Annotated in this window: 25 protein-coding genes; 10 read left to right on the forward strand and 15 right to left on the reverse strand. The window is 71.1% G+C overall.

The features are described 5' to 3' along the window. A partial coding sequence (locus tag VF825_RS01395) for a hypothetical protein (protein WP_331109350.1) occupies positions 1–251 on the forward strand: 251 nt, incomplete at its 5' end. 111 nt (positions 252–362) lie between these two features. Here VF825_RS01395 and VF825_RS01400 read toward each other — a convergent pair. From VF825_RS01400 to VF825_RS01410, 3 genes are read right to left on the reverse strand one after another with little or no spacing between them, the layout of a single operon-like run. Then, entirely contained in the window at positions 363–1,028 is a 666-nt protein-coding gene (locus tag VF825_RS01400) for a hypothetical protein (protein WP_331109352.1), read from the reverse strand. Then, complete coding sequence (locus VF825_RS01405; protein ID WP_331109354.1) at positions 1,025–2,206, reverse strand: globin domain-containing protein; 1,182 nt, start codon at positions 2,204–2,206, stop codon at positions 1,025–1,027. The genes VF825_RS01400 and VF825_RS01405 overlap by 4 nt, the downstream gene beginning before the upstream one ends. Before the next feature lie 3 nt (positions 2,207–2,209). Next, positions 2,210–2,572 (reverse strand): group 1 truncated hemoglobin, encoded by a 363-nt coding sequence (locus VF825_RS01410; RefSeq protein WP_331109357.1) that lies wholly within the window; start codon positions 2,570–2,572, stop codon positions 2,210–2,212. 262 nt (positions 2,573–2,834) lie between these two features. On the opposite strand from VF825_RS01410, the gene VF825_RS01415 reads away from it, so the two are divergent. The 3 genes from VF825_RS01415 to VF825_RS01425 all read left to right on the forward strand — a co-directional run bounded on the left by VF825_RS01415 (position 2,835) and on the right by VF825_RS01425 (position 5,245). Beyond that, the gene (locus VF825_RS01415; protein WP_331109359.1) at positions 2,835–3,437 is read left to right on the forward strand and encodes an RNA polymerase sigma factor; all 603 of its coding nucleotides are present in this window, start codon (positions 2,835–2,837) and stop codon (positions 3,435–3,437) included. Further along, positions 3,430–4,206: a hypothetical protein gene (locus VF825_RS01420; protein ID WP_331109361.1), complete on the forward strand. Its 777-nt coding sequence runs from the start codon at positions 3,430–3,432 to the stop codon at positions 4,204–4,206. Before VF825_RS01415 ends, VF825_RS01420 begins: the two co-directional genes overlap by 8 nt. A 703-nt stretch (positions 4,207–4,909) precedes the next feature. After that, positions 4,910–5,245 carry a rhodanese-like domain-containing protein gene (locus VF825_RS01425; protein ID WP_331109363.1) on the forward strand — a complete coding sequence of 112 codons (336 nt, stop codon included), beginning with the start codon at positions 4,910–4,912 and terminating at the stop codon, positions 5,243–5,245. A 9-nt stretch (positions 5,246–5,254) separates the two neighbouring features. On the opposite strand, the gene VF825_RS01430 is transcribed toward VF825_RS01425, so the two are convergent. The 5 genes from VF825_RS01430 to VF825_RS01450 form a co-directional block, all read right to left on the reverse strand. Then, entirely contained in the window at positions 5,255–6,010 is a 756-nt protein-coding gene (locus VF825_RS01430; RefSeq protein ID WP_331109365.1) for an Ig-like domain-containing protein, read from the reverse strand. Between the two features lie 310 nt (positions 6,011–6,320). Further along, positions 6,321–6,929 (reverse strand): DUF6328 family protein, encoded by a 609-nt coding sequence (locus VF825_RS01435; protein ID WP_331109367.1) that lies wholly within the window; start codon positions 6,927–6,929, stop codon positions 6,321–6,323. A 131-nt stretch (positions 6,930–7,060) separates the two neighbouring features. Continuing rightward, positions 7,061–7,258 (reverse strand): hypothetical protein, encoded by a 198-nt coding sequence (locus tag VF825_RS01440; protein WP_331109369.1) that lies wholly within the window; start codon positions 7,256–7,258, stop codon positions 7,061–7,063. A 130-nt stretch (positions 7,259–7,388) separates the two neighbouring features. Continuing rightward, entirely contained in the window at positions 7,389–8,549 is a 1,161-nt protein-coding gene (locus VF825_RS01445) for a hypothetical protein (RefSeq protein WP_331109372.1), read from the reverse strand. A gap of 327 nt (positions 8,550–8,876) precedes the next feature. Continuing rightward, positions 8,877–9,893: a DUF1906 domain-containing protein gene (locus VF825_RS01450; RefSeq protein WP_331109373.1), complete on the reverse strand. Its 1,017-nt coding sequence runs from the start codon at positions 9,891–9,893 to the stop codon at positions 8,877–8,879. 121 nt (positions 9,894–10,014) lie between these two features. Here VF825_RS01450 and VF825_RS01455 point away from each other — a divergent pair, with 121 nt between their 5' ends. Next, positions 10,015–10,980 carry a magnesium transporter CorA family protein gene (locus VF825_RS01455; protein WP_331109375.1) on the forward strand — a complete coding sequence of 322 codons (966 nt, stop codon included), beginning with the start codon at positions 10,015–10,017 and terminating at the stop codon, positions 10,978–10,980. A gap of 77 nt (positions 10,981–11,057) precedes the next feature. On the opposite strand, the gene VF825_RS01460 is transcribed toward VF825_RS01455, so the two are convergent. Beyond that, positions 11,058–12,206: a hypothetical protein gene (locus tag VF825_RS01460; protein WP_331109377.1), complete on the reverse strand. Its 1,149-nt coding sequence runs from the start codon at positions 12,204–12,206 to the stop codon at positions 11,058–11,060. Between the two features lie 297 nt (positions 12,207–12,503). Between VF825_RS01460 and VF825_RS01465 the strand changes: the two genes are divergently transcribed. From VF825_RS01465 to VF825_RS01475, 3 genes are all read left to right on the forward strand, one after another. Next, positions 12,504–13,877: a GAF domain-containing protein gene (locus tag VF825_RS01465; RefSeq protein WP_331109380.1), complete on the forward strand. Its 1,374-nt coding sequence runs from the start codon at positions 12,504–12,506 to the stop codon at positions 13,875–13,877. Then, positions 13,874–14,806 carry a sensor histidine kinase gene (locus VF825_RS01470; RefSeq protein WP_331109382.1) on the forward strand — a complete coding sequence of 311 codons (933 nt, stop codon included), beginning with the start codon at positions 13,874–13,876 and terminating at the stop codon, positions 14,804–14,806. The genes VF825_RS01465 and VF825_RS01470 overlap by 4 nt, the downstream gene beginning before the upstream one ends. Before the next feature lie 484 nt (positions 14,807–15,290). Next, a complete protein-coding gene (locus tag VF825_RS01475; RefSeq protein WP_331109384.1) occupies positions 15,291–15,944 on the forward strand; it encodes a DUF1345 domain-containing protein in 654 nt (217 codons plus the stop codon). A gap of 24 nt (positions 15,945–15,968) precedes the next feature. Here VF825_RS01475 and VF825_RS01480 read toward each other — a convergent pair whose 3' ends face one another. Beyond that, positions 15,969–16,196, reverse strand: a complete 228-nt coding sequence (locus VF825_RS01480) for a hypothetical protein (protein ID WP_331109387.1) — start codon at positions 16,194–16,196, stop codon at positions 15,969–15,971. A 440-nt stretch (positions 16,197–16,636) separates the two neighbouring features. Here VF825_RS01480 and VF825_RS01485 point away from each other — a divergent pair, with 440 nt between their 5' ends. Then, complete coding sequence (locus VF825_RS01485) at positions 16,637–16,768, forward strand: hypothetical protein (protein ID WP_331109389.1); 132 nt, start codon at positions 16,637–16,639, stop codon at positions 16,766–16,768. Between the two features lie 57 nt (positions 16,769–16,825). On the opposite strand, the gene VF825_RS01490 is transcribed toward VF825_RS01485, so the two are convergent. From VF825_RS01490 to VF825_RS01510, 5 genes are all read right to left on the reverse strand, one after another. Next, the gene (locus tag VF825_RS01490) at positions 16,826–18,688 is read right to left on the reverse strand and encodes a glycoside hydrolase family 15 protein (RefSeq protein ID WP_331109391.1); all 1,863 of its coding nucleotides are present in this window, start codon (positions 18,686–18,688) and stop codon (positions 16,826–16,828) included. A gap of 17 nt (positions 18,689–18,705) precedes the next feature. After that, positions 18,706–19,791 (reverse strand): medium chain dehydrogenase/reductase family protein, encoded by a 1,086-nt coding sequence (locus tag VF825_RS01495; RefSeq protein ID WP_331109393.1) that lies wholly within the window; start codon positions 19,789–19,791, stop codon positions 18,706–18,708. Between the two features lie 155 nt (positions 19,792–19,946). After that, positions 19,947–21,449 carry a polyprenol phosphomannose-dependent alpha 1,6 mannosyltransferase MptB gene (gene mptB / locus VF825_RS01500; protein WP_331109395.1) on the reverse strand — a complete coding sequence of 501 codons (1,503 nt, stop codon included), beginning with the start codon at positions 21,447–21,449 and terminating at the stop codon, positions 19,947–19,949. 375 nt (positions 21,450–21,824) lie between these two features. Next, a complete protein-coding gene (locus VF825_RS01505) occupies positions 21,825–22,658 on the reverse strand; it encodes a class II glutamine amidotransferase (protein WP_331109397.1) in 834 nt (277 codons plus the stop codon). 233 nt (positions 22,659–22,891) lie between these two features. Beyond that, entirely contained in the window at positions 22,892–23,107 is a 216-nt protein-coding gene (locus tag VF825_RS01510) for a hypothetical protein (RefSeq protein ID WP_331109399.1), read from the reverse strand. 286 nt (positions 23,108–23,393) lie between these two features. Between VF825_RS01510 and VF825_RS01515 the strand changes: the two genes are divergently transcribed. Next, positions 23,394–23,996 (forward strand): alcohol dehydrogenase catalytic domain-containing protein (locus VF825_RS01515; RefSeq protein ID WP_331109401.1); only part of this gene is annotated, 603 nt, incomplete at its 3' end.

Below are 23,996 nucleotides of genomic sequence, written 5' to 3' on the forward strand. Positions count from 1 at the left end.
GCACGTCGGTCATGGAGACCGGCGACCCGGTCGTCGGCATCGGCTTCACCCTGCCGGGCAACACCTACGACACCACCAGCCGCGCCGACGGGTCCTGGCACCCCGAGGACGAGGTCTTCCTGCCGTGGTTCGCCCGGCAGAACCCGAACACCACCGCGCAGGCGACCCAGAGCGGTGCCGGTGGGCGGTACACGTTCATGGGTGACCTGAACCCCTACGCGGGCTTCCGCGCGCCGGCCACCGGCTGCTGACCCAGCCTGCACGCACGGCCGCCGCCCCACCACAGTCGCTGTGGCGGGGCGGCGTTCGTGTGCCTCGGGCGGCGCGTTGTCCTGACGCCCCGGGTTCCGCGCCACCGAGGATCAGCTCTGCGGAAAGGGCCCCTCAAGGCCGGGACCGCGGTAGACGTAGGAGATGGCGTTGGTGGCCGCGAAGATCGGCGGCCAGCCCTCGTCCGTCGCACTCACCAGCGTCGGGCCGCCACCCGACCCGAAGCGGTCCACGCCTTCTGGACGCACCTCGGCGTGGGTCGCGGCGGGCGTCCCCCCTGTCGGTGCGATGCTGCCAACGGGGTGTGCTGCGGCGGCCGGTGGAGCCACTGGAGCCACTGCTGCCGACCTGCCTGCTCCGGCATCGCCCTCGGCCATCTCGGCCAGCTGGTCCAGCTCCTGGTTGAGGACGTCGAGCACGGACTTGAGCTGGGCGTGGGCCACGCGAGCGTAGGTGCGCACGTACATGAGCTTCTCGGAGTCGAGCGTTCCCCTCTCCTGCCCAGCCGCCGCGGGTGCGACGCCGTTGCCCGGCCGACTGGCCGAGGAGTAGTCCTGGGCCGCGGACTGGGCACGCTGCAGGATCTGGCGGTACTGCTCGCGCGCCGACTCCTCCAGGTCCCGTGCGTAGGACTGCGCCTCGGCAACGGCCTCGTCGGCGGCACGTTGTGCCTTGGCGAGGAGCTCGACCGCTCGCAGGCTCACCTCGTTGAGGTTGTCCTGCCGTCCGGCCACGGCGTCCTGCTCGACTGCATTCACAACTGCCCTCCGATGCTCTGGGCCGTGGCGGCGAGAGCCGTTCCGGCCGGCGGTTCTGAGGTGATGCCGAATTCCTCGAAGGCGATGGACTCGGGTGGCCGCTGGCCGCCGGCCAGCGCAGACGCCGTGTGCAGGACCATGGACGGCGACCCGCAGACGAGCGCACTGTAGGGGCCGGGCATGGCCACCGTCGACGCCACGTCGCCGACAAGACCGCGCCTGCCCGGGTAGGTCGGGTCATCGGACGCGACCTGGGTGTGGCTGAACCCCGGGTATGCCGCGAGCCGGTCCAGGCGCGAGCCGGCGTACAGGTTCCACGGATAACGCGCCCCGTGGACCACGTGCACCCGACGGCTGGTCTGACCGTTCTGCCATCCCTGCTCGACCTCGTCGAGGATCGCCAGGAAAGGCGCGATGCCCGTCCCTCCAGCCACCATCAGGAGGTCCTGCTCCGCCAGAGGGTCGACGACGAGGGCGGTGCCGACCGGGGCACCGATCCGCATGACGTCGCCGCGCTTGGCCTTCTTCACGAACGGCGGGCTGACCAGGCCGCCCGCGACCAGGCCGACGTGGAACTCGATCCCTCCGTCCGCACGAGGGGCGTTCGCGGGGGTGAAGTACCGCCACACCCTCGGCGCGTGCGGGATCGTGATGGCCATCGACTGGCCGGGCTGGTACGGCAGAGGGTTGTCCGGCATCACCCGGACGACGGCGATCTCCCGGCTCACCCGGGCGACCTCGGTGATCTCCGCGTCCCACCACGCCGGCTGCGTGTCCTCCGAGGCCTCCGCAGCAGCCACCATCGCTGCCGCGACCATGCCGTAGGCGTCCGCCCAGTCCCGGGCCACGTCCGCGGTCCACTCCTCACCGAGGAAGTGCTTCAGGGTCCACAGCAGTGACCCCCCGACCGCGTCGTAGTGCTCGGCGATGACCCCGAACCGTCGGTGGTCGCGGCCGAGCTGCTCGACGTAGGGCACGATCTCGCCGAGCTCGTCGACGCTGCTGACCACGCGACCGAGGGCACCGACGAGGCGGTCGCGTTGGGCCTCCATGGCCAGCGGGAACATCTCCCGCAGCTCCGGATGGCTGACGAACAGATGGGCGTAGAAGTACAGGGCGACGTCGTCACCGTGCTGGGTGACGGCCGCCCAGGTGGACTTGAGCCGCTGGGTGTCCATCGCTCAGGACTGCAGGGTCACGATCGCGGCCCGCGCCTGCCCCAGCGCCGTTCCCACACGGTCCCGGATGTCCCGCGGCACGCCGGCGTCCTGCAGGCAGGACATCAGGTGGCTGCCGACGCGGTCGTAGTCGGAGTGGCTGATGCACAACGGCGCGTGGGCCTGGTCCAGCGGACGGCCGTCGTAGCGGTCCGGGCCACCGAGGATGCTGGTGACCATGAGGGCCTGGTGCCGCTTCAGGACAGGCAACGACACGTCCTTGAAGTAGTGGCTGACCTGGTCGTCAGCGGTCAGTCGCCGGTAGAACTCCTCGACAACAGCCCCAACGGCGGGTCCGCCGCCGATCCGGTCGTAGTCAGTGGTCATCCGAGCCTCCAGTATCGGTGCCAGAAACGGACAATCCCGGCAATGGCGGAGGATCGTAGCCAATGCACCTGAAGCGGGCGTGACGGGGGTCACGCAAGTGTGGGCGTAACTGGTGGAGGGGCCTGTCGTTATTGACCTTTCGAGTCTCGAGTGGCGTCAGCGCCGACGAGGACTAGCATCGCGTTCCGCCGGTGAGGGGCGTCGCCCAGGGAGAGTCTGCAACGCGGACCAGCCGCCAGAACCCAGTGTTTGCAGGGAGTTCATGCTTGGCAATCGGTTCGAGCAGGTCCTGAGCCACGCCCAGAGGGGCGATGCGCAGGCCTTCGCCGAGCTGTGGCGCGATGCGAACCCGATGCTGTTGCGCTACCTGCACGTGACTGCCGGCGGGCTGGCGGAGGACATCGCCTCGCACGCCTGGCTCAAGGTCATCGAAGCCCTGGGCTCCTTCACGGGTGACGAACCCGGCTTTCGGCGATGGCTGGTCACCATCGCCCGCAACCAGCACCTGGACCAGGTGCGTCGCGCCGGGAGGCGCCCGGAGCGGCTGCTCGCCGAGATGACCGACGTCGTCGACCGGTCCGGCGGACTGGCCACGGACGCCGCGACCGAAGCCGAGGAGGTGATGTCGACCCGGGCCGCACTGGGCCTGATCGCCAGGCTGCCACCGGAGCAGGCCGAGATGGTCACGTTGCGGGTCGTCATGGGCCTGGACGTCTCCGACGTCGCCGCGGTCATGGGCCGCAGCAGCGGGGCGGTGCGCGTCGCGGTCCACCGAGCGCTGCGCAGACTCGGTGAGATGGTGGACGGCCAAGGTGTGCCTGTAACGGGATCCGGAGCATCGACGTTCCGTGACCGAGATGCCTGACAACCCCCACCCCCTGGCGGACGAGCAGCCCGACGACCTCTGGCTGCTCGACCGACTGCTCGCCGGCGAAGCCGACGCAGCATCCCCGGCACTGGCCGGCCTGCTGGCCAGTGCCGCGTCGCCCGCCTCCCCCCAGGAGCTCGCCGGCGAAGCGGCCGCCGTGGCCGCCTTCGCCCAGGCGAGGTCCGGTGTCTCGAGTACCCCTGTCCGTACTCGCACCAGGAGTGTCCCCGTGTTGACCACCCTGTTGGCCAGCAAGCTCGCAGTGGCAGCGGCCGCCGGCGGAATCGCCCTCGCCGGGACCGCAGCCGCCGCCTACACCGGCGCCCTTCCCTCCGGGCTGCAGGATCTCGCCCACCACAGCATCGGAGCGCCCGCCACCTCACCGAGGTCCAGCATCTCCCCGGACCCCACCACCTCCACACCGACCGGTCACCCCACCCCGAACGTTGCGGCCACCGGCCCCGACGCCGGTGGAGCAGCCGCGTTCGGCCTGTGCCAGGCCCACCAGCACGGCGGCCTGGCACCCACCTCCGTCGCCTACCGGTCACTCGCCACGGCGGCTGGTGGGGCGTCGAGGATCAGCGCCTACTGCGCATCCATCGCCCACCCCGGCCACGCGGGCACCGACCACCAGACCGCGGCACCCACCACCCACCGGACCGGCGCGCCGACCGGGGTGCCCACCGGCCACCGAGGCAGCGCGCCCACCAGCCGCCCCACCGGGGCGCGGACCAGCCACCCGGCATACTCCACCGCCCGGAAGTGAGCGCGCAGGCATCCCTGTCGCCGCGCGTGGTGAGGCGACACGGCATGCAGGACGGTGCCGGCGTCCCGCGGCACTGGCGTTGTCTTGGCGGGCGCCGGTCGCGCCTCTGGGGCGTCGGCCCGACGCTGGCGCTCGTCGTCCTCGAGCTCGGCGTCTTCGTGCTGTTCGGTTGGCTTGCCGGCCCGTTCCACCTCAGCGGGACCGACGGCCTGGGCGCCCCTGGGGTCGAAGCCCTGCCCAGGCCGAAGGTCGTGGTGCCCACCGTGACCCGGCCGGCAAACCACACCCCGAGAAGGGTGTTCGCGAACCCGCCCACCGGTGTGCGGTTCGAAGAGGTCGGGTTCTTGGTCCGCTTCCACGGCGCATCCCCGCCCGTGCACGCAGGCCAGGCCCAGGCGGCCGGCCCGGCCGCATCGTCGGCAGCGGGCGCGGCAACTTCGCCGGCAGCGGGCGCGGGAGCATCGTCGTCGGCCGGCCAGACGATGTCGCCGGCGAACCGCACGCCAGCATCACCGGCGGCCGGCCTGGCTCGCCTGAGCGCGCGCCAAGGCGGTTCCGCACGTCCCCAGGGCATCAAGGCCGTGAGCGACGCCTCCCCGCAGCCCGGCCGACGCTTCCAGCACGCCGCGGTGGGGACGAAGCTGGGGCGCCAGGCCGTGTCCCCCCAGGGCCATCGGGCACCGTCGGGAAGGGAGCGAGTCCGATGCCGGAAGTCAGTCTTGACGCCTTCGTGGCGGCACACGCGGACAGCGCCTACGTCCTGGATGTCCGCGAACTGGACGAGTACCACTCGGGTCACGTCCCGGGCGCGGTGATGATGCCCGTGACGCAGCTCCCGCTGCGTCTGTCCGAGCTTCCCCAGAGCCCGCCGGTCTACGTGATCTGCGGGACGGGCAACCGGAGCAGGTCGATGGCCGAGTTCCTCGTCCGTGCCGGCTTCAACGCCCACTTCGTCGGAGGAGGCACGTTCGCCTGGGCCCGGGCCGGACACCCGATCGTGTACGGCGGCGAACGGCACCCCGACCCGGGCCGCCGCTGACTGGCGGCCTCAGCTCACGACCAGCGCCAGAGCGCTCGACTGGACCGCCGCGTAGTGCGCGTCCCCGGCGTACCTGGCCACGATGGCGTGTGTCCCCCTGGTGAGGGGCACCTTGATGTGCGCCTGCATGACGCCATTCGCCTGTGGCGCAAGGGTGGAGCAGCCCAGCGCGGTCGTGGACGTCCCGTCGTAGAAGCAGACCCGCCCGGTGGGGAGCGTGGTGGACGACGTCGGCTTGACCCTGCCGTACAGAGCGACCGGTGAGGTCGAGGTGGCTGGGTCTGGCCGGGCAGCGACCAGGACCCGAGCCTGGCCCGTGCCGTCCTGCGGTCGCTGCAGGGCGACCTGACCCACCTGCGCTGCCGGTTCCACGACACCGGGAGTGGCGGACGGCTGGCGCGGACGGCTCTGCTGCTTGTGCTGCTTCTGCCTGGGCTGGCGGACGGACTGGTGCGCAACGGCTCGGCCCGTGCCGCCGCCTCCGCCGCCGACGACCGGCACCTGGGCGACCGGTTCAATGCTCGGCACCGTGCTCCGCGCGGCGGTCGGCAGCTCCGTGACGCACACGTTGACCACGAGGCGCGAGTGGCGGTGCAACCGGACGCGGTGGTGCCGCGGGCGGGTGTTGCGATTGGTGTTGGTCGTGCACGTCGGCCCGCCGCGAAGCACGGCCTGGCGCCCACCACTTCCAGCGGTCTTGGTCCCCGATTGGGTGCTGGCCGCGACGTGGCCGGGCGCGCTGCCCTCGCCGAGCGCTGCGGTCAACCTTCCGAGGCCTCCCGCGCCCAGCTCTGTGGTCAGCAACCCGGTGACACACACGCCGGCCCACCAGCGCGAATGTCCGGACAACCGGATGAACGAATGAAGAGAACGGGTCTTGCTCATCACGCACCCCCTGCGCGATCCCGGTCCGCCGTGATGGCCCCCGGCATCTTTCACGGTGAACCGCACGTGGACGCAGCACTCACATATTTACCGAATCCTTAACCACGTTCGCTCATTCAACTCGACCCAGTCGGTCACAATCACAGGCCGCAGCCGCGCTCGCGGGGAATCGCCGCGGCCGAGGCCCGACCTATCGAGTCCTGGCGGCCCTGGCGTGAGAGACCGCATGCATCGTCGGCCGGTGAAGGGGCGACGAGCTGCTGACGGGCACCGCCACGGGGTGGTCGTCCCGCTGGTGCAGGTGATGGAACGGCACGGCGAACCACCAGCCGCTGAACCAGACGAACACGATGCCGCCGATGATGCTGCCGCCGAGCGTGCCGATCACGAAACTGGAGGCGAACAGGACGGCCGCCGACACGCCAACGACCATCAGGGCGAGTCCCACGATGGCGAAGCGGTTGGCGCCCCGGACGATGTCGGGCCGACGCCGACGCCGGAACAGGATGCGGTGGAACGCGACGGGCGCGATCAGCATGGACGCTGCCCCGACGGTCGCCAGCAGGGCGGTGAGGTACACCGCGCGGTCGGGCACGCTGGCGCTGCGGAACCCGGAGGTGAAGGGCAACGAGAGCAGGAATGCGAAGAGGATCTGGACTCCGGTCTGAGCGACCCGGATCTCCTGCAGGACCTCGCTGAGGTTACGGTCGAGGACGTCGGGCTGGTCGTACGAGGGCATGCTCTTCTCCACAGGTCCGGCTGGAGCCTCAACTGCTCCGAAAGGGCCGGCCTCGGTCAACCACAGGATGGTGCCACCCCGGGTGGGGTGACGCAATGGCCTGCCTCACGGCATACGGCCGGGCGCGGGGGTCGGCGGCGCTCGCGCAACCAGGCGACGGGCCGCGTTCCTGACCTCTGTGCTCACTACGGCTAGCCACCTCTCCAGGCTCGATGCCGGATCTCATCACGCACCAGCTGGTGTCGTCGCGCATCCGCGCTCAGCGCCGGGAGCAGGCCATCGGCAAGGAAGTCGCCGAGCTCCCTCAGCTCCAGCTCCCAGGCCGGGCGAGTCAGCTCCAGCTCAGCCCGCAGCTCGCTCAGTGTCATCCGCTCCAGAGACTTGGGCATCAAACGACCGTAACCCCGCGGACGTGTGGCCTCGATCTGGGCCCGCTGCCCCCGCGATCGAAACAGTCTCGAACCGCGCGCGAAAGCGGCCCACCCCCGAGCCGGGGATGGGCCGCTTCGGCGCGCTGGGTCAGCCGGCGCAGACGGGGGTGATGCTGCCGTCGACCACGTCAGCGAACGTGATCGCCCAGGTCCCCGCGGTGGCGCCGGGGCCAGAGGAGACCACCGTCTGCGGCGTACCGGTGAGGGTGTAGCCAGCACCGATGGGCATCGAACCGGCCGCACAGGTGGCGGTGAGGGTGGTGGTGCCCGTGCCGTCCGTGGAAGGGGTGCCGTTGGCGACCGTCACCGAGTGACCGTCCTTGCCGTCGGCGCCGGTGGCACCGTCCTTGCCCGGGGCGCCGTCAGCGCCCTTGAGCGAGGCCAGGAAGTCAGCCTCGGTGGCGCCGGCCCGGGAGGCGTCAGCGGCCTTCCAGATGTCGAAGGCCGAAGCGCCGTCGGTGCCATTGGTGCCATCGGTTCCATTGGCGCCGTTGGTGCCATCGGTTCCATTGGCGCCGTTGGTGCCATCGGTGCCGTCCTTGCCCGCAGCGCCCATGAGGGAGTTGAGGAAGTCGACCTCGGTGGCGTCGGCGCGGGAAGCGTCCTGCGCCTTCCACGTCGCAAACGCGGAGGCTCCGTCCTTGCCGTCCAGGCCGTTGACACCGTCCTTCCCGACGAGGGAGGCAAGGAAGTCAGCCTCGGTCGCAGCGGGCTTGTCGGCGAGGACCTTCCACAGCTCGTAAGCGGACTGGCCGTCCTTGCCGTCGGTGCCGTTCGCACCGTCCTTGCCGTTCGTGCCGTTGGCCCCGTTCGTCCCGGCGTCACCCTTCAGGCCCGCGAGGAAGTCCTGCACGGTGCCGTGACCGCCGTAGTACAGCCACAGCTCGTAGGCAGAGGCCCCGTCGAAGCCGTCATAGCCGTCCGCGCCCTTGGCGCCAGTGGCGCCCTTCAGCGAGGACAGGAACTGGGTCTGGGTTCCTGTGTGGCCGTTCGCCAGCCACACGGCATACGCCGAGGCGCCGGTGGCACCCTTGACGCCCTGCTGGTTCCAGGACACGAGGTACTGCCCGCTGGGGCAGCGCGTAGCGGTGGTCGCCGTGAGGTGCATGACGCCACCGGAGGTGCTGACGCACGCCTTCATGATCGGCGGAGCGCTGGTACCTGCGAACGCGGATCCGCCGACGGCCAGAGACGCCACAGCCAGCACTGCCCCAGCGGCGCCGAGCGAGATCTTGTTGCGCTTGTTCAAGTGATCCCCTTGCAGAGGTGCCCAGAAATGGGCAGAGACCATCGAGAGCAGAAGAGATGCCCCCGTGCTCGCCCCGTTGGGCGGCGGTCGGACAGTAGCGGAGTTCGGGCACTACGTCACCAATTTTCCGGAAGGTCCAATTCGCGTTCTTTTCAGTGCGCCGACCAGCAGGGTCGAGGCAGCAGCTGGCGGGGCTGCGCGGCGCCCTGCGCCGGCTGGAGGAGCTGCCACACCGCGATCGTCACGATGCCCGTTGCGGGCAGCTGGCGTTCGCGTCGGTGACGCTTGGCGACACCCGTGGTGGTCTCCTGGTAGACGCCCGTCGGCTCAGGGCCGGAGTCTGCAGTCGCGCCCGGGCTGCGTCGCAGCCGACGGACGACTTCCCAGGCAGGCGTGCCGATCGGGGGCCGCGGCCGTCGTGCCGCCGACGACCAGGTAGTTGCTGTCGACCTGCAGGGTCACGCCCCCGTAGGTCTCGTCGTGGGGTCCGCGGTACTGGTGGACGCGCCCGTGCGGCCAGCCGTCCCGGGTCGCGGAGGTCACGCCGGCGGTCGGGCGGTCGTTCCAGTCCGCGACCCACACCTGGTCGGGAGCATCGCCGGCGAGTGGTGCCGACCCACGCCCCTGCGCCAGCATCCGCCATCCCGACACCGCACTGGAGTAGACCCCGGGTGCGAACCCCTCGGCCCGCAGCCCATCCGTCCACCCCGCCACGTAGGACAGCGTCGCGAGCCGACAGCTCACCCGGGAGATGTCGAACGCTTCGACGTCGAGCCACAGCGTGCTACCGGGCGCGATGCCCAGGTCACGAGCCGCATCGGCCGCATCCCCGGCCTCGGCCCGTCCCTGTGCCCGCGCCGCGGCGTAGTCCTGCGCGGGCTGGGGCGTGATGGTGACCTGGCTGGTGCCCCTCCCGCACGGGGCCTGACGCCCGACCACCACCGGCAGCAGGCGCCACCCGTGTCTGGCCTGGGCGGCGACCCACGACTTGTCCAGGTTGCGCTGGTCGGGGCAGGCGCGGTTCTCGCCCGCGATGTAGATGCCGACGGCTGCGTACGGGGACCGTGCGACCCAGGCATCCATCTGCCGCTGGCTCGGCGCCTGGCAGACGTCGAAGGCGTACCCGGTGAACGAGCCCGGCATCACCGTCGTGACGACGGACGGGGTTGAACCAGCGAACCGCACCACGAGGGTGATGACCGCCACCACGAGCACCAGCGCCGACAGGACGGCGACCAGACCACGGCGGGTTCCTGCCCGCTTCGCCGCACCCGCCGTGCCCGAGGCCGTTCGCTCGCTGCCCGCCCCGGACGGGCGGGCGGACGGCCGCTCGCCTGACGTCACGCCGCCTCCCTCCTGGCCCCACCGGGCCCATTGGTCGCGACAAGCAGTATCGCGGCAGTCACCGCGGGCCCGAACCAGGTGGCCCGGTCGGGGACAGGTTCGTCTGGCACCATCCGCCGACATGGCTGACACACGCGTGTACCGCAACGGGACACTGGAGGCCGAGGGGTTCGACCCGGACAAGGTCTCGGACTACCTCGAGGAGGAGGGAACCGTTGTCTGGCTGGACCTGTCCACGGACGACGACGACCACTTGACCCTGCTCAGCGAGGAGCTGAGCCTGGACCCGCTGGCGGTCGAGGACGCGTTGAACAGACGCCAGCGCCCCAAGGTCGACCGATACCCCGGGCACCTCTTCCTCAGCCTGTATGCCGCCCGCATCGAGGATGACGTCAGCGACCTGGCGCTGGCCGAGCTGTCGGTCTTCGTCACCGAGCGCGCGCTGGTCACCGTCCACAACCGGGCGTTCCCGACCGGCGACCTCACCGCCCGCTGGGACTCTGCGCCGGAGCTGGTCGCCGACGGCGTCGGCGGTCTGCTGCACGGCCTGCTCGACCTGGTGATCGACTCCCACTTCGAGGTCGTGCAGCGGCTGGACGACGAGGTGGACGACCTCGAGGACGTGCTGTTCACGGACCAGCCGCACCGGCAGATGCAGCAGCAGATGTTCGCCCTGCGCAAGTCCCTGGTCCGGGTACGGCGCGTGGTCCTGCCCATGCGCGAGGTCGTCAACACGCTGATGCGGCGGGACCTGCATCTGGTGAGCGAGCGCCTGACGGCCAACTACCAGGATGTCTACGACCACGCGCTTCGCGCGAGCGAGTGGACCGAGAGCCTGCGCGACATGGTGAGCACCATCTTCGAGACACACCTGTCGATGCAGGACCACCGGCTGAACACCGTGATGAAGAAGCTGGCCGGGTGGGCCGCGATCATCTCGGTGCCCACCGCGGTCACCGGCTACTTCGGCCAGAACGTGCCCTACCCCGGATTCGGCAAGGCGTGGGGGTTCTGGTTCAGCATCGTCATGATGGCCGGGATCGGCACGGCCCTGTACGGCATCTTCCGCCGCCGGGACTGGATCTAGCCGCCGGTCACGTCCCGGGTCCGCACCGACTGGGTGCGTGTCACGGCCTCGAAGCGCGCAGGAGCGGCGTCGCGCGGCTACGGCAGATGCGTCAGGCGCCAGAGCACGGACGGGCCTGTGACCGCGCCGTGCAGCACGACCGGAACCGCCACCGTTGTCCGCCCGCTGAGCTCGTCCCCTCGGGTGATGGTGATGCGCCCACACGGCGCGCCCGCGGCGGCGGGCGCCGAGAACGCGCACAGGTGCTGGTGTACGGCGAGCGCCCGGCCCGGGATCGTCAGCCACGAGGTGCCGCTGACGACGTCGACGTCGACCGCTTCACCCCACGGGGTCACCGCCCACCCGGCCTTCTGCCCGGCCCGGCTCGCGGCCTGCAGCCGCACTGCGTCGAACGCCTGCCCGACCAGCACCCCCGAGATGTCCAGCGCGTTCTTCAGCGCGGCCAGGGGGGCGATACCCACCGACTGCCCGAGGACCGCGCCGACGATCGTCACCGGCCGGCCCCGGACCAGCTTCGTCGCCGCGAAGAGCAGGTTCCCGCCGGCGGCGCGGGTGGACCCGGTCTTGATCCCGATGACGCCGTCGTGCCCCAGGAGCCGGTTGTAGTTGTGCACGACACCCGCCACAGGCAGCCGGGCGGCGCGCTCGCCGACGATGGACCGCAGGACGGGGGCGGTCAGGGCGTGCTCGCCGATGCGGACCTGGTCGGCGGCGGTGCTCGTCGTCCTCGGGTTCAGGCCGCTGGCGTCCGCGTAGCGGGTCCGGGTCGCGCCGAGCTGGCGGGCCATCGCGTTCATCTTCGCGACGAATGCCGGGGCGCTGTGTGCGTCCCAGGTGGCGAGGAGGTCGGCGATGTTGTCCGCGGAGGGCAGCATCAGGGCCTCAAGAGCCTGCCGTTCGGTGATCGGCTGCCCGGCCGCGACCCGGAGCAGCGAGTCCCCGGTCCCGATCGCCGCGGTGTAGGCGCGCTCATCGGCGCGACCGACGCTCAGCAGCGGCCCGCTCTCCAGCCCCTTCAGCGGGTGGTCGTGCAGGACGACGAGGGCGGTCATCACCTTGGCCACGCTCCCGATCGGGGCAGGCCGGTCTGCCCCGTGCACTCCGAGTGTGCCCACACCCTCGACGACGACCGCCGCCTGCCCGTCATGTGGCCAGCTGAGCGCGGGCAGGACGCCGGCGGCCCGCTCGGCTGCGGGCAGCGCCGGCCATACCGCGGTGACCGGCACAGGAGCACGGAGGCGATGCACCGCACCGGCGCACACCCCCACCAGCGCAGCCGCCATGACCAGACAGATCAGGACAGCTCGCGACCGTCGCCGTCCCGAAGACCATCTGAGCACGCGGCGATCGTAAGGGGCAATTCTCCGAAACGACTGTGGGCCCGTGGCTACCCGCGTCGTCTGAGGCAGCGCCGGCAGGCGGGACGCCCCGGCGTCCTCGGCGCCACCCACCGGCCTCATGGCCCGTGAGATCGTCCTTTGGGGCCATACACGCAGGCGCGCGCGGCTGGTTAGCGTGTCGTCATGAGCGAGGACGGGGCGGATCCGACCAGGCAGGACATGGGGCTGGCTCGGCTCGTTCCCCCGGGGTGGCGTCAGGCGCTGGACAGCTCGCCGGCCGCCATCGGCATCACCTTCGGGGCGGACCACCGGCTCGCGTACCAGAACCTGGCCTCACAGGCCATGTTCGGGGCGCGGGAGCTGGGGGTGCCGCTGCGGGAGGCGTTCCCCGAGGCGAGCGGGGAGTGGGTTGAGCCGCTGAACCGGGTCCTGCACACCGGGGAGACCATCGACGTCCCGGCGCGCCGGGTGGGGGTCCGCGACCAGCTCGGCGACGAGGTCCGCATGCGCTACGTCCTGGCGCCGCTGGGCGACCCGGTGGAAGGGGTCGTGATCACCGCGGTGGACGTCACCGCCGAGGTTCTCGCCGAGCAGGCTCTGGCCCGGGCGGACCTCGTGGAAGGTGTGGGGTCCCGCCTGACCGACGCCCCCTCCGCCCAAGCGGCACTGCAGGGGCTCACCGACGCCCTGGTGCCCACGGTGGCCGACGTCGCCGCCGTGTACGTCGTCGACGGCCCGGACACCGACCCGACCAACCCCCGGGGGCACCCGTTGCCCCCGGCGGCAGCCACGGTCACGCCCGGCCTGGCCAGGCTCGGGCCGCTGCCCGACCCGCCCCCGAGGGTCGGGCCGGCACCGTGGGACACGCTGGTCCGCGCAGGGCGGTCGGTCGTGATCCCCCTGACCGAGGGCATCCTGCCCGGGCTGGCCCCTGACACCACGGTGACCGACTGGCTGCGGGAGGCCGGCGCGAACAGCATGGCGGTGATTCCGCTGGTCGTCACCGGGACCCTGTTCGGGGCGGTCATCCTGTTCGGCTGCCTCGACCGCGTCCCCTATGGGGAGAGTGACCTCCCCTTCCTCGAGGAGGTGGCCGCGCGGGCCGGCGCAGCCATCAGCCAGGTCAGAACCATGCGGCAGCAACGCGAACTGGCCGCGCAGCTGCGACGGGTCGTGCACAGCTTGGAGGATGTGCTCCACGGGCTGGAAGACCCGAGCCTGGCCGTCGAGGGCGAGGTGGACGGCGTCCTCCGGTGTGCGCGAACACCCGGCGGCATCCGCCTGGAAGGGGAGGTGGACGCCGGGAACGCGCACGTTGTCGCCGCCGCGTTGCGCGCGGTGACCGACCTGGACCCGGCGCCTGGCGAGGTCGAGGTCGACCTGAGCCGGCTGACCCTGATCGATGTCTGTGCGGCCCGGTCCCTGCTCACCGCCACCGAGGCGTACCGCGCCCGGGCGGGCGTGATCCTGCTCCGTTCGCCGGGTCAGGCGGTGCGGCGGCTGCTGGAGCTGGTGGGCGTGTACGCAGAGCCGGGGGTCAAAGGTGGGGCCGGGTGACGTCGGCGCCCGGTTCACCAGGCGGCGGGTTCAGCCATGACCTGCTGGTGCACGACGACCGCGAAGAGCTGCACACCTCCGTGGCGGCGTTCGTCGAGGAGGGGCTGGCGGCCGGCGGCGAGGTCGTCGTCTTCGACCCCGGCCTTCGGGCGACGGCCCTGGGGCATTCGCTGCCACGCCACCCCCGAGTGGCCTACCGACCGTCGGAGCGCCTGATGCCGGACTCGGTCCGCGGCCTGTTCGCGGCCCAGCTGCGGCCGACGCCGAGGCTGCCAAGCCCTGGGCTGTGGGCGGTCGGCGTGGTCGCTCCCGACGAAGGCGCCCGCGCAGCGTGGCCCCGCCTGGAGGCCCTGGCCAACGTGGTGCTCGCGGAGCTGCCCATGCGCACCCTCTGCACCTACGACACCCGGACCCTCCGCCCGGAGGTCATCGCCGTCGGCCGGGCCACCCACCGGTATCAGTGGCGCGACGGCGCGCGCAGCCTCAACCCGGCTTTTCGGCCTCCGGAGAGCTACCTGTCCGACCCCGGCGCGCAACGCCTGGTGCCGCCGGCGGGTGAGGCCACGGTGACGACGACGCTGACCCACGCGACAGATCTCAGCCTCGCGCGTCGGGTGGTGCGCCCCTGCCTGGCCCTCGCCGGCCTCGAGCCGGCCACCATCTCCGGGTTTCTCACCGCCCTGAACGAGGTCCTGGTCAACGCGCTCACCCATGGTGCGGCTCCAGTCCGGTTGCGGCTGTGGGTCATGCCGCACCGGCTCACGTGCGAAGTCCTCGACTCGGGCCGAGGACTCCCCGACGTCCTGGCAGGCTGCCGCCACCCGGCCCCCGGTGGGCCGCTGGGGTTGTGGGTCGCGCGGCAGACCTGCGACGACCTCGACGTCCACAACGGGGCCGATGGCTGCGCCGTGATCCTGACGATCGCATGACCGGCGGCCCCTGCAGGCCACGGACCGCTGGTCGGTGAGGCCTGCTGATCACCCGTGGGAGGAGCTGGTGATGACGCCGGCGACGGCTCTGGACTTCTTCGCCGCCGGGATGCACGAGGTTCCGACTCTGCGCATCCTCACAGACATCTTTGGCCTCGCGCTCAGGCTTCCTCCGTAACGTGATCTGTGGGCCACCGGGCCGTCCCGGCTCAGTGGTCGCCGTGAAGACTTCACGCAAGCAGCCGCCAGCACCTTGGCCGCCTCCTTGCGAAGCAGTCCTGCTGGCAAGCTCCAAGAACGCGGCCCGGAGCCATGCACGCAGGCACGACGGAGCGCCCGGTTCCCCGGGGAAAGGGGCCGGGCGCTTCGGCGCGGTCGGTTCGCTCCTTGCCGGGCGCGGACACCATCGTGTTGCGGTGACGGGGCACCACGTCAACGCGGCCCCTGAACGGCAGGATGCAGCACCGTGGGACAGACTGGCGACGTGACAGCAGACGTGCGTAGCCGCGTGCGTGATCCATCTGCACGCCTGCGGGTCCTTGTCGCCAGCGCGGTGGGCGTGCTCGGTGGTGCCGCCGTTGCCATGGTGGCCAGCTGGCGGTTCGCAGTCCTGGCGGGCTGGATGATGGCCGCCGTGGTCTTCGTGGCATGGATGTGGGCCACGATCTGGCCGATGACCGGCGCGGACACCCGGCGTCACGCCTGCCGTGAGGATCCCGGCCAGGCAACCTCCGACGCGGTGGTCCTGGTCGCGGCGGTCGCCAGCCTCGGCGCGGTGGCGCTGCTGCTCAGCGGCAGCCAGTCCACCGGCTCCAGCAAGGACCTCGTGGCTGCACTGGGGGTCTCGAGCGTCGCCCTCGCCTGGGCGACCGCGCACACGGTGTTCACCGCGCGATACTCCCGCCTGTACTACGTGAACTCCTTCGGCGGAGTCGACTTCAACGAGGACGCCGATCCTCGGTACCGCGACTTCGCCTACCTGGCGTTCACGGTGGGCATGACCTTCCAGGTCTCCGACACCGACATCACGCGCCAACGGTTTCGCGACACGGTGCTGCGGCACATGCTCCTGTCCTACCTTCTCGGGGCCGTTGTCATCGCGACGACGATCAACCTCATCGCGGGCCTGGCCAAGTAGCCCGACGTTCGGGCAGACACGGAGCTAGCTGCCCGCGTCGTCGGGGGCAGCGGCGCGTGAGGCCGGATACTCCACGAGGGCCAGGACCCGCGATGCCATGAACCGGGCTGTACGAATGGGCGTGCCGCCGCGGCTGACCTCGGTCACCTCGACGACTCCGCGGCCATGGGTGACCTCGACCCGGCGGCCGGCCCGGGTCGCCGTCACCTCGTAGGTCTTGGTGCTGCCGCCGGCGTCCACGACGATCTCCACCCGGTCACCTTTCACACATCCTGCAACGCTGGGCTGACGCACAGGCTTCCGCGCGCATCGTCCGTCGTCGCACCTGGGTGGAGGGGACGGAGGGGGCGCGCCCCCGCCCGTCGGCGCGTGCGCCCGAGGACAGGCGCGTGAATTCCGTTGAAACATTTCGCATTCCACCAGCGGGCTCGCCACGAATCTCGCATGCTGAGACCTGAAGAGAGCGTTTGGCGGCTCGCAGGACCGGAAGAGTGGACATGAATGCAGCAGATCGGCGGCGCTCGGACGCGCTGTCGCGAGTCGTCACCTGCGCGCTGGTCGACGGCCTCGTCCACCCCGAGGAGGTCCGCCTGATGGCGAGGACCGAAACCGTCGAGCTGATCGCGTCGAGGGTGGCAGTCCGTCGCAGGGCCCGATCAGGGCCCGCCCGGACACGGGTGACGCCGCCACCCATGGCACGCCTCACCGGACGGCGCGAACGAGGGTCCGCGGCCATGGTCGGCGCGAGCCTGATGACGATGGCTCAGACCCTGAGGGCGACAGCCCAGTGGGACGGCTGGTCCGGCCTGGTGGCCAGCAGCTAGGGACGTGCTGCCGCCCGTTCACCCCGGCGGGGTGCTGGCAGCGGCAGAGCGAGGGCTTCACCCGAGCTGGCGGTCGAGGTTGTACGCGGCGCTGATCAGGGCCAGGTGGGTGAAGGCCTGGGGGAAGTTGCCGAGCTGTTCGCCGGTCGGCCCGATCTCTTCCGAGTACAGGCCGGCGTGGTTGGCGTAGGTCAGCATCTTCTCGAAGGCCAGCTGTGCCTGGCTCAGACGGCCGGCTCGGGCTAGCGCCTCCACCCACCAGAACGAACACATCGAGAAGGTCGCCTCCTGGCCGGCGAGCCCGTCGGGGGAGGTGTCAGCGCGGTAGCGGTAGACGAGGCTGTCGGAGACCAGTTCCGCGGTGATGGCGTCCAGCGTGGAGAGCCAGCGCGGGTCGGTGGGTGCGATGAACTTGCACAGCGGCATCAGCAGCACGGAGGCGTCGAGCACGTCTGTCTCGAAGTGCTGGACGAAGGCCTGGCGACCGGGATGCCACCCACGCTCGGTGATCTGGGTGTAGATCCGGTCGCGGACGGCCATCCAGCGCAGCAGGTCGGCGGGCAGGCCGCGTTGAAGCGCGACCCGGATCGCGCGCTCGATCGCCACCCAGCTCATCAGCCGCGAGTGGGTGTAGTCCCGGCGGCCGCCGCGGGTCTCCCAGATGCCTTCGTCGGGCTGGTCCCAGTGCTCCATCAGCCACTCGAGGTTGTGGGTGAGCTCGGCCCAGCCCTCCTGGTAGATCGGCAACCCGTACTTGTCGCACAGGTAGAGGGAGTCCATCAGCTCGCCGTAGATGTCCAGCTGGAGCTGGGTCGCCGCGGCGTTGCCGATGCGCACCGGCGCGGAGCCCATGTAACCCTCCAGGTGTGCGAGCTCCTCCTCGGGCAGGTCCTCCCGCCCGTCGACGCCGTACATGATCTGCAGCGGTCCGGACTCACGGTCCGCGCCGGTGCGTACTCGAGCCTCCAGCCACTGCATGAACGCGGCGGCCTCCTCGGTGAACCCGAGCCTGAGCAGCGCGTAGAGGGAGAAGGCGGAGTCCCGCATCCAGGTGTAGCGGTAGTCCCAGTTGCGCGCGCCGCCGATCTGCTCGGGCAGGCTGGTGGTGGGAGCGGCCACGATGGCGCCGGTGGGGGCGTAGGTGAGCATCTTCAGGGTCAGTGCCGAACGGTGCACCATCTCCCGCCAGCGTCCGCCGTACCGCGAGCGTCGCAGCCAGCTCCGCCAGAACTCCACGGTGGCGTCGAACTCGGCAGCGACGGCGTCGTCGGTGCAGGGCGCCGGCACACCGCCGGGGTCGAGGCGCTCCAGCACGAAGGTGGCCGTCTCGCCGGCGCAGACGCTGACGTGGGCGCGGACGTCACGGCCGTCGACGACCTCCAACGGCCAGCCTGTCGACAGGCCCAGCTCCAGCCGGGGCGAGTGGAACACCGCGCCGTGCGGGTGGAGCACCACCTCGTGGCGGGCTCGTGCGTAGTCGAAGCGCGGGGCCACCTCGACGAGGAAGTCCATCCGGCCGCGCACCACGAGGACGCGCCGGATCAGGCGGTGGCGGTGCGCCACCGCTCCGACGCGGGCAGGAGGCATGAAGTCGTGCACCTCGCCCACCCCACCGGGCGTCAGGAAGCGGGTGATCAGCACGTTGGTGTCGGGCAGGTAGAGCTGCTTCGAGCTCCAGCCGTCATCCTGGGGCGCGATGCGGAACCGGCCGCCCCGGTCGGCGTCGAGCAGCGCGGCGAACACGCTCGGCGAGTCGAAACGCGGGCAGCAGTACCAGTCGATGGTGCCGTCTGTGCCGACGAGCGCGACGGTGTGCAGGTCGCCGACCATGCCGTGCTCGGCGATGGGCAGGTAGCGTGCCCGGTGAGCGCCGTTGGCGACGGCGCTCGCCGCGGGGGCGGTTGGGATGTCGAGAGCCATCGGGCGTGCCTCCCCGGCTACGGCACCAGGACGATCTTGCCCTTCGCCGCCGACTGTGCGAGCAGCTCGTGCGCCCGACGCGCCTCGGACAACGGCAGGCGCTCGGCCACGACCGGGTGGATCTTGTCCGCGCGGAGCAGCTCGAGCAGCACGGTCAGGTCCTCCCGGAACCACGCGGGGTTGCGGGGCCCGCCACCTACCAGCCGCGCCGGACGGCGTCCGGACACCGGCAGCCACTGCCGGCTGTCGCGCAACCTCTGGATCCGGTAGGCCATCACCCGCCGGCGAGGATCGAGCAGGCCCCAGAGCGAGACGGCCGCGGTCGTCCCGTACCACTCGGCCCAGCCCGCCGCCCACCGTCGCCAGCTGGTACGCCCTCGCTCGAGCATGGCGTAGTGGCCGTACACGACCAGCCGCCCACCCGGCCGCAACGCGCGGAAGGAGCGCAAGGACGTCGGGCCGCCGATCCCGTCGAGCACGACGTCCACCCCGTCGCCGGTCAGCTCCCGCACCCGTGCCAGGAAGTCCTCGTTGCGGTAGTCGATCGCCACCGCGCCGAGCCGCTCCACCACGCCGCCGTCGGCCGCGGCCGCGGTGCCGAAGAGGCGCAGCCCGGCCAGTGCTCCGAGCTCAAGCACGGCGACACCGACCCGGCCGGCCGCGCCGTGCACGAGCAACGACTCCCCGCTCTGCACCTTCGCCAGGCGGTGCATCATCTGGTAGGCGGTCCCGTAGGTCAGAACCAGGCCCACGACCTCAGCCGGGTCCATGCCCTCGGGGACCTCGACCACCTCCGCCTCCGGCACACAGACGTACTCGGCGTACGCGCCGTAGGCCGTCAGCGCAGCGACCCGGTCACCGGTCCCCAACCGGGAGCAGCCCGGACCGATCTCGTCGACGACACCCACCAGCTCGTAACCCGGCGTGAACGGCGGCCTCGGGACGCCCAGGTAGGTGCCGGCGCGCAGCTGCGCGTCCGTCAAGGACACGCCGGCGGCCAGGACCCTGACACACACCTCGCCCGCGCCGGGTCGCGGCTTGTCGTCGTTCACCACCCGCAGGACCTCGGGGCCGCCGAAGCGCTCAACCACAACTCGCTGCATCGCTCTGACACCTCCCAGCGTTCGGGCAGGCGTCTTGGCCGAGGGACTTCGGCCGAGGCCTCCGCCGCTGCTGCAATGCCACTAGCAGACTGCTCCCGGGCCGAACATCCCTGTATGGGGCGAAGGTCCCGAGCCGGAGGTGCGGACAGGCGACGTCAGGCGGAACTGCGGTACGTCGGTGGGTCTCCACCTGGCTGCCGCGTCGAAGGGCCAAGCCCGTTCGCAGCGGGGTCGACGGTCCCGGCCATGGTGAAGATCCCGTGCCGGGAGGCTGACCGAGCGCGGCGGACCAGGCGAAGCCCGAGAGCCGTCGTGCAGACAAAGCACAGCGGCACTCCGACCCAGGCGGTGTCCAGAGCCAGGCTGAAGCCACCCGGCAGGACCGCCGGCACCAACACCGAAGCGACCCCGGCCAGGGCGGTGTTGCTGCGCCGGTCCGTCACGGTCACGGCGAGCAGGGGAAGGGCCCACAGGAAGTACCAGGGGTGGAACGCCGGGGCGAGCACAACGGTTGCGAGCATGGCCAACCCACCGCACAGCACCACGTGCCGCCGATCACGCGCGCGCGTGGCTGCACGCAGCCAGAGAACGATCAGGACAGCGCCCAGCACGACCAGTCCAGCATCCCGGAGCAGGACCACCGGACCACTGCCGAGGCGGCGACCGAACAGTGTCCCCAGCGCTTCAACCCCCATGCCCAGGCCGGTCGGAAGCGAGGTCCACTGCACGCTCTCCCCCGGGGTGCTCAAGTTGCCCAGCCAGGACCACCCCAGACCCGTGCCCCAGCAGAAGACGGCAAACGCGACGACGACCCCCGTCGCGAAGACCACGCTGCGCGCCAGCAGCCGAACCCACGTCAGTGGCCTGTGGTGGCAGTCCGCCCCGGCAAGGATCGCCACGAACGGCAGCATCACCACGGCCGGGGCCTTGATCGCCATGGCCGCCGCAAGGACCACGCCGGCCCACCCGTATCGGCGACGCAGCGCCAGCACGACCGCGGACATCATCGCCGCGACCATCAGCGCGTCGTTGTGGGCCCCCGCCACCAGGTGCATCCCCATGATCGGCGTGAGGAGGCCAAGCCATGCGGCGCGGGTCGGGTCCGTGCCGAGGAGGGCAGCGCTGGTCATCACCGCCCAGCCGATGATCACCACTGCGCCGACAGCCAGGAGGCGCAAGAGCGCGACGGCGACGATGAGATGACCGCCCGACCCGACTGCTGCCAGTCGAGCCAGCTCCATGAAGAGCGGTCCGTAGGGGGCCGGCGTGTCCAGCCAGACCCGTGACACCGACGCAACCCAGGGGGATGAGAGGTCCCGCACGCTCTGCACGTAGGGATCGCCGCCGCGCACCATGAGCAGGCCCGAGGCGGCATACGAGTAGATGTCCCGGCTGAACAGGGGCGCGCTGAGCAGGAGCGGACTGAACCAGACGACCACGGTTCCGCGGACCCAGCGAGCGCTGACCTGAAGGTCACGAAGCGCCCACCAGGCGTAGAGCATCACGCCCAGGGCAACGAACAGCACCGTGCAAGCCAGCGGCGAGCCGCCGTTTGACCGCCACGGGACGATCCCCGGCCAGACGCTCGCGAACTCCTTCGGGGTGGCGCCGCACAACCACGACGTCGCGGCAACTGCGCCTGCGGCCGCGCCGCCCACCCACCGCCAGTGCCCTGCCGCCCGAGTCCTCGCCGACGGCCCCCACCGACCGTCTACGGCCACTGCCCAACCCCTGAGGGACCTGAGCCTGGCGCCTCCGCCCGCCATGCCTAGCACCACCCGCACCCCTGATCACTGCCGCCGAGTGGATCGAGGCGCCACCGGTCAACAACCAGCTGGTCCCCACCCACAGGCGCACCAGGACACGCGACCCGGTCAGGACCAGATCTGCGCGACCTGAGGATATGCAACGTCTCCGACACCCCGCAGACGGTAGCCCTACGCGGCCCGGGACGGCTCCCACCCAGGGTCGGAACCCGAGCGCCGGGATGGCATTGGTGAGGTGGGGGCGGTGCGGCCTGTCCGGCGACCACCTCAGTCGGGCTTCGTCGGCTGGAACGGACGCAGGTCCTCATGGCCCCCGCCAATGGTGATGCAGCTGGACTCGGGCACCTCGCGCCACGCTCCCCTGAGATCCCCCAGGGGCTCGGAAACGACGAGTCGGGCGTCGTCGGAGAGCTCGTGCAGGGCCGGGTTGTCCGGGTACTGGTGCCGCAGCGTGGAGATATCGGTGCTGTGGAAGAGGGTCCGCGACCGGCCCTCGCTGGAGTAGCGGAACGCCCACGTGGTTGTGCCGTCGGTGGTCGCGACGGTCATCTGCACCGCACCCGGAACGCCCCGGCGCTCAGCCCGTTCCTCCACCAGGCCGACCATCCGTGCCACGGCTGCCGGCGGGTCGTCCTCCAGCCCGAGCGTGAGGGCGAGGAAGAACATGAGCTCGGAGTCGGTGGTCCCCTCGATCCTCGGGAAGAGCATGGGGTCGACCGCCAGCGCCAGGTCGCGCTTCAACCCAGCGAAGCCGTTGATGCACCCGTTGTGCATCCACAACCAGCGGCCCTCACGGAACGGGTGGCAGTTCGTGAGCTGGACCGGTGAGCCGGTCGAGGCGCGAACATGCGCGAACACTCGCGGCGAGGCGATGTGGCCGGCGAGCTCGCGCAGGTTGGTGTCGTTCCACGCCGGTTCGGTGCTGCGAAAGACCCCAGGCGTGTCACGGTTGCCGTACCAGCCGAGGCCGAACCCGTCCCCGTTGGTCGTCTCGGCCCCCATCTGGGAATGCAGGCTCTGCACGACCAGAGAGTGCTGGGGCTTGTAGAGCAGGTCCTCCAGCAGGACCGGGGATCCCGAGTACGCGAGCCATCGGCACATGAGTACCTCCGATCCCTCTTCGTTTGTCCCGCCCCGGGCCTTCCCATTCTCGCGGGCGAGCGTTGCCGTCGCGAGCGGAGCCCATCGCCTGCCAATCGCGTCGCCCAGCTGGCTGACGGCGTCGACAGGCCGGCGCGCCAGCCAGGTCGGCCGGCACGTGACGACGCCGCTGTGTGACCGCGACCTCGAGGGCTGTCGTCCGCATGCGGCACGGCCGGCTGGGCCGGCACAGGTCAGGTTCTCTGGGGAACCTCTGCCGGGTGGCTGGCCATGGCCCCCCACAGGCCGCTGAACCTCGCGAACCGCGTCACGCGCAGGTCCGTTCGGTCGGGGGCGCCCGCCCGTTGGGTCCACGTCACGTCCACCAGGGCCCAGGTGCCACCGTCGAGGGAGAGGATGAAGCTGCTGCAGTGGGCGCAGAGCGCCACCACGACCGCATCTTCGTCCACCTCAGATCCCACGATGGGACCCGCGAGCAACCTGAGCTCGCGCGAGGTCTCTCGATCCGGGACGAACCACGGCGCCTCGAGTGCCGGCATGCCTGTCACCCCTCAACGATGGCGCGAACCACCGGTGCTCTCGAAAGGCACAAGGTCCCGCCGGGTCAGGTCTCGGCGCCAGTCGCGAGCCCGGGACGAACCGCGTATCGGCCAGGGCTGTGCCGACAGCTGTCACCACAGCAAACCGCACCGCCCCCTTGGTCTCCGTTCCGGCAGCGCTCCTACAGTGGGTCGGGTGCGGCTGACCGCGCCCGGCGGTCACCGGAAGGGAGGCCTCATGCGCGCAGTACACGTCGCCGAAGCAGGCGCCGACTTCGAGCTCATCGACCGACCCACCCCCGAACCCGGACGCGACCAGGTCCTGGTCCGCGTCACCGCCTGCGGCGTCTGCCACAGCGACGCCATGGCGCAAGGCGGGATGGCCAGCGACTACCCACGCATCCCCGGCCACGAAGTCGCCGGCACCATCGAAAGCATCGGCGAAGGCGTCACCCAGTGGCAGCCGGGCCAACGCGTCGGCATCGGCTGGTTCGGCGGCGCGTGCCACACCTGCACCGCCTGCCGCGAAGGCGACTTCATCAACTGCGCCACCATGGGCATCACCGGCCTCACCCTCGACGGGGGCTACGCCGAACACATCCTCGTCCCATCCGACGCGCTCGCCGCGATCCCGGACGAGCTGACGGACGTGGAGGCGGCGCCGCTGATGTGCGCCGGCATCACCGTCTTCAACGGCCTCCGCGAGAGCAACGCGCGAGCCGGGGACCTCGTCGCCGTGATCGGGCTGGGCGGGTTGGGGCACCTGGGCGTCCAGTTCGCCAACAAGATGGGCTTCGAG

The organism is Oryzihumus sp. (assembly GCF_036391795.1).
Taxonomy (GTDB): Bacteria; Actinomycetota; Actinomycetes; order Actinomycetales; family Dermatophilaceae; genus Oryzihumus.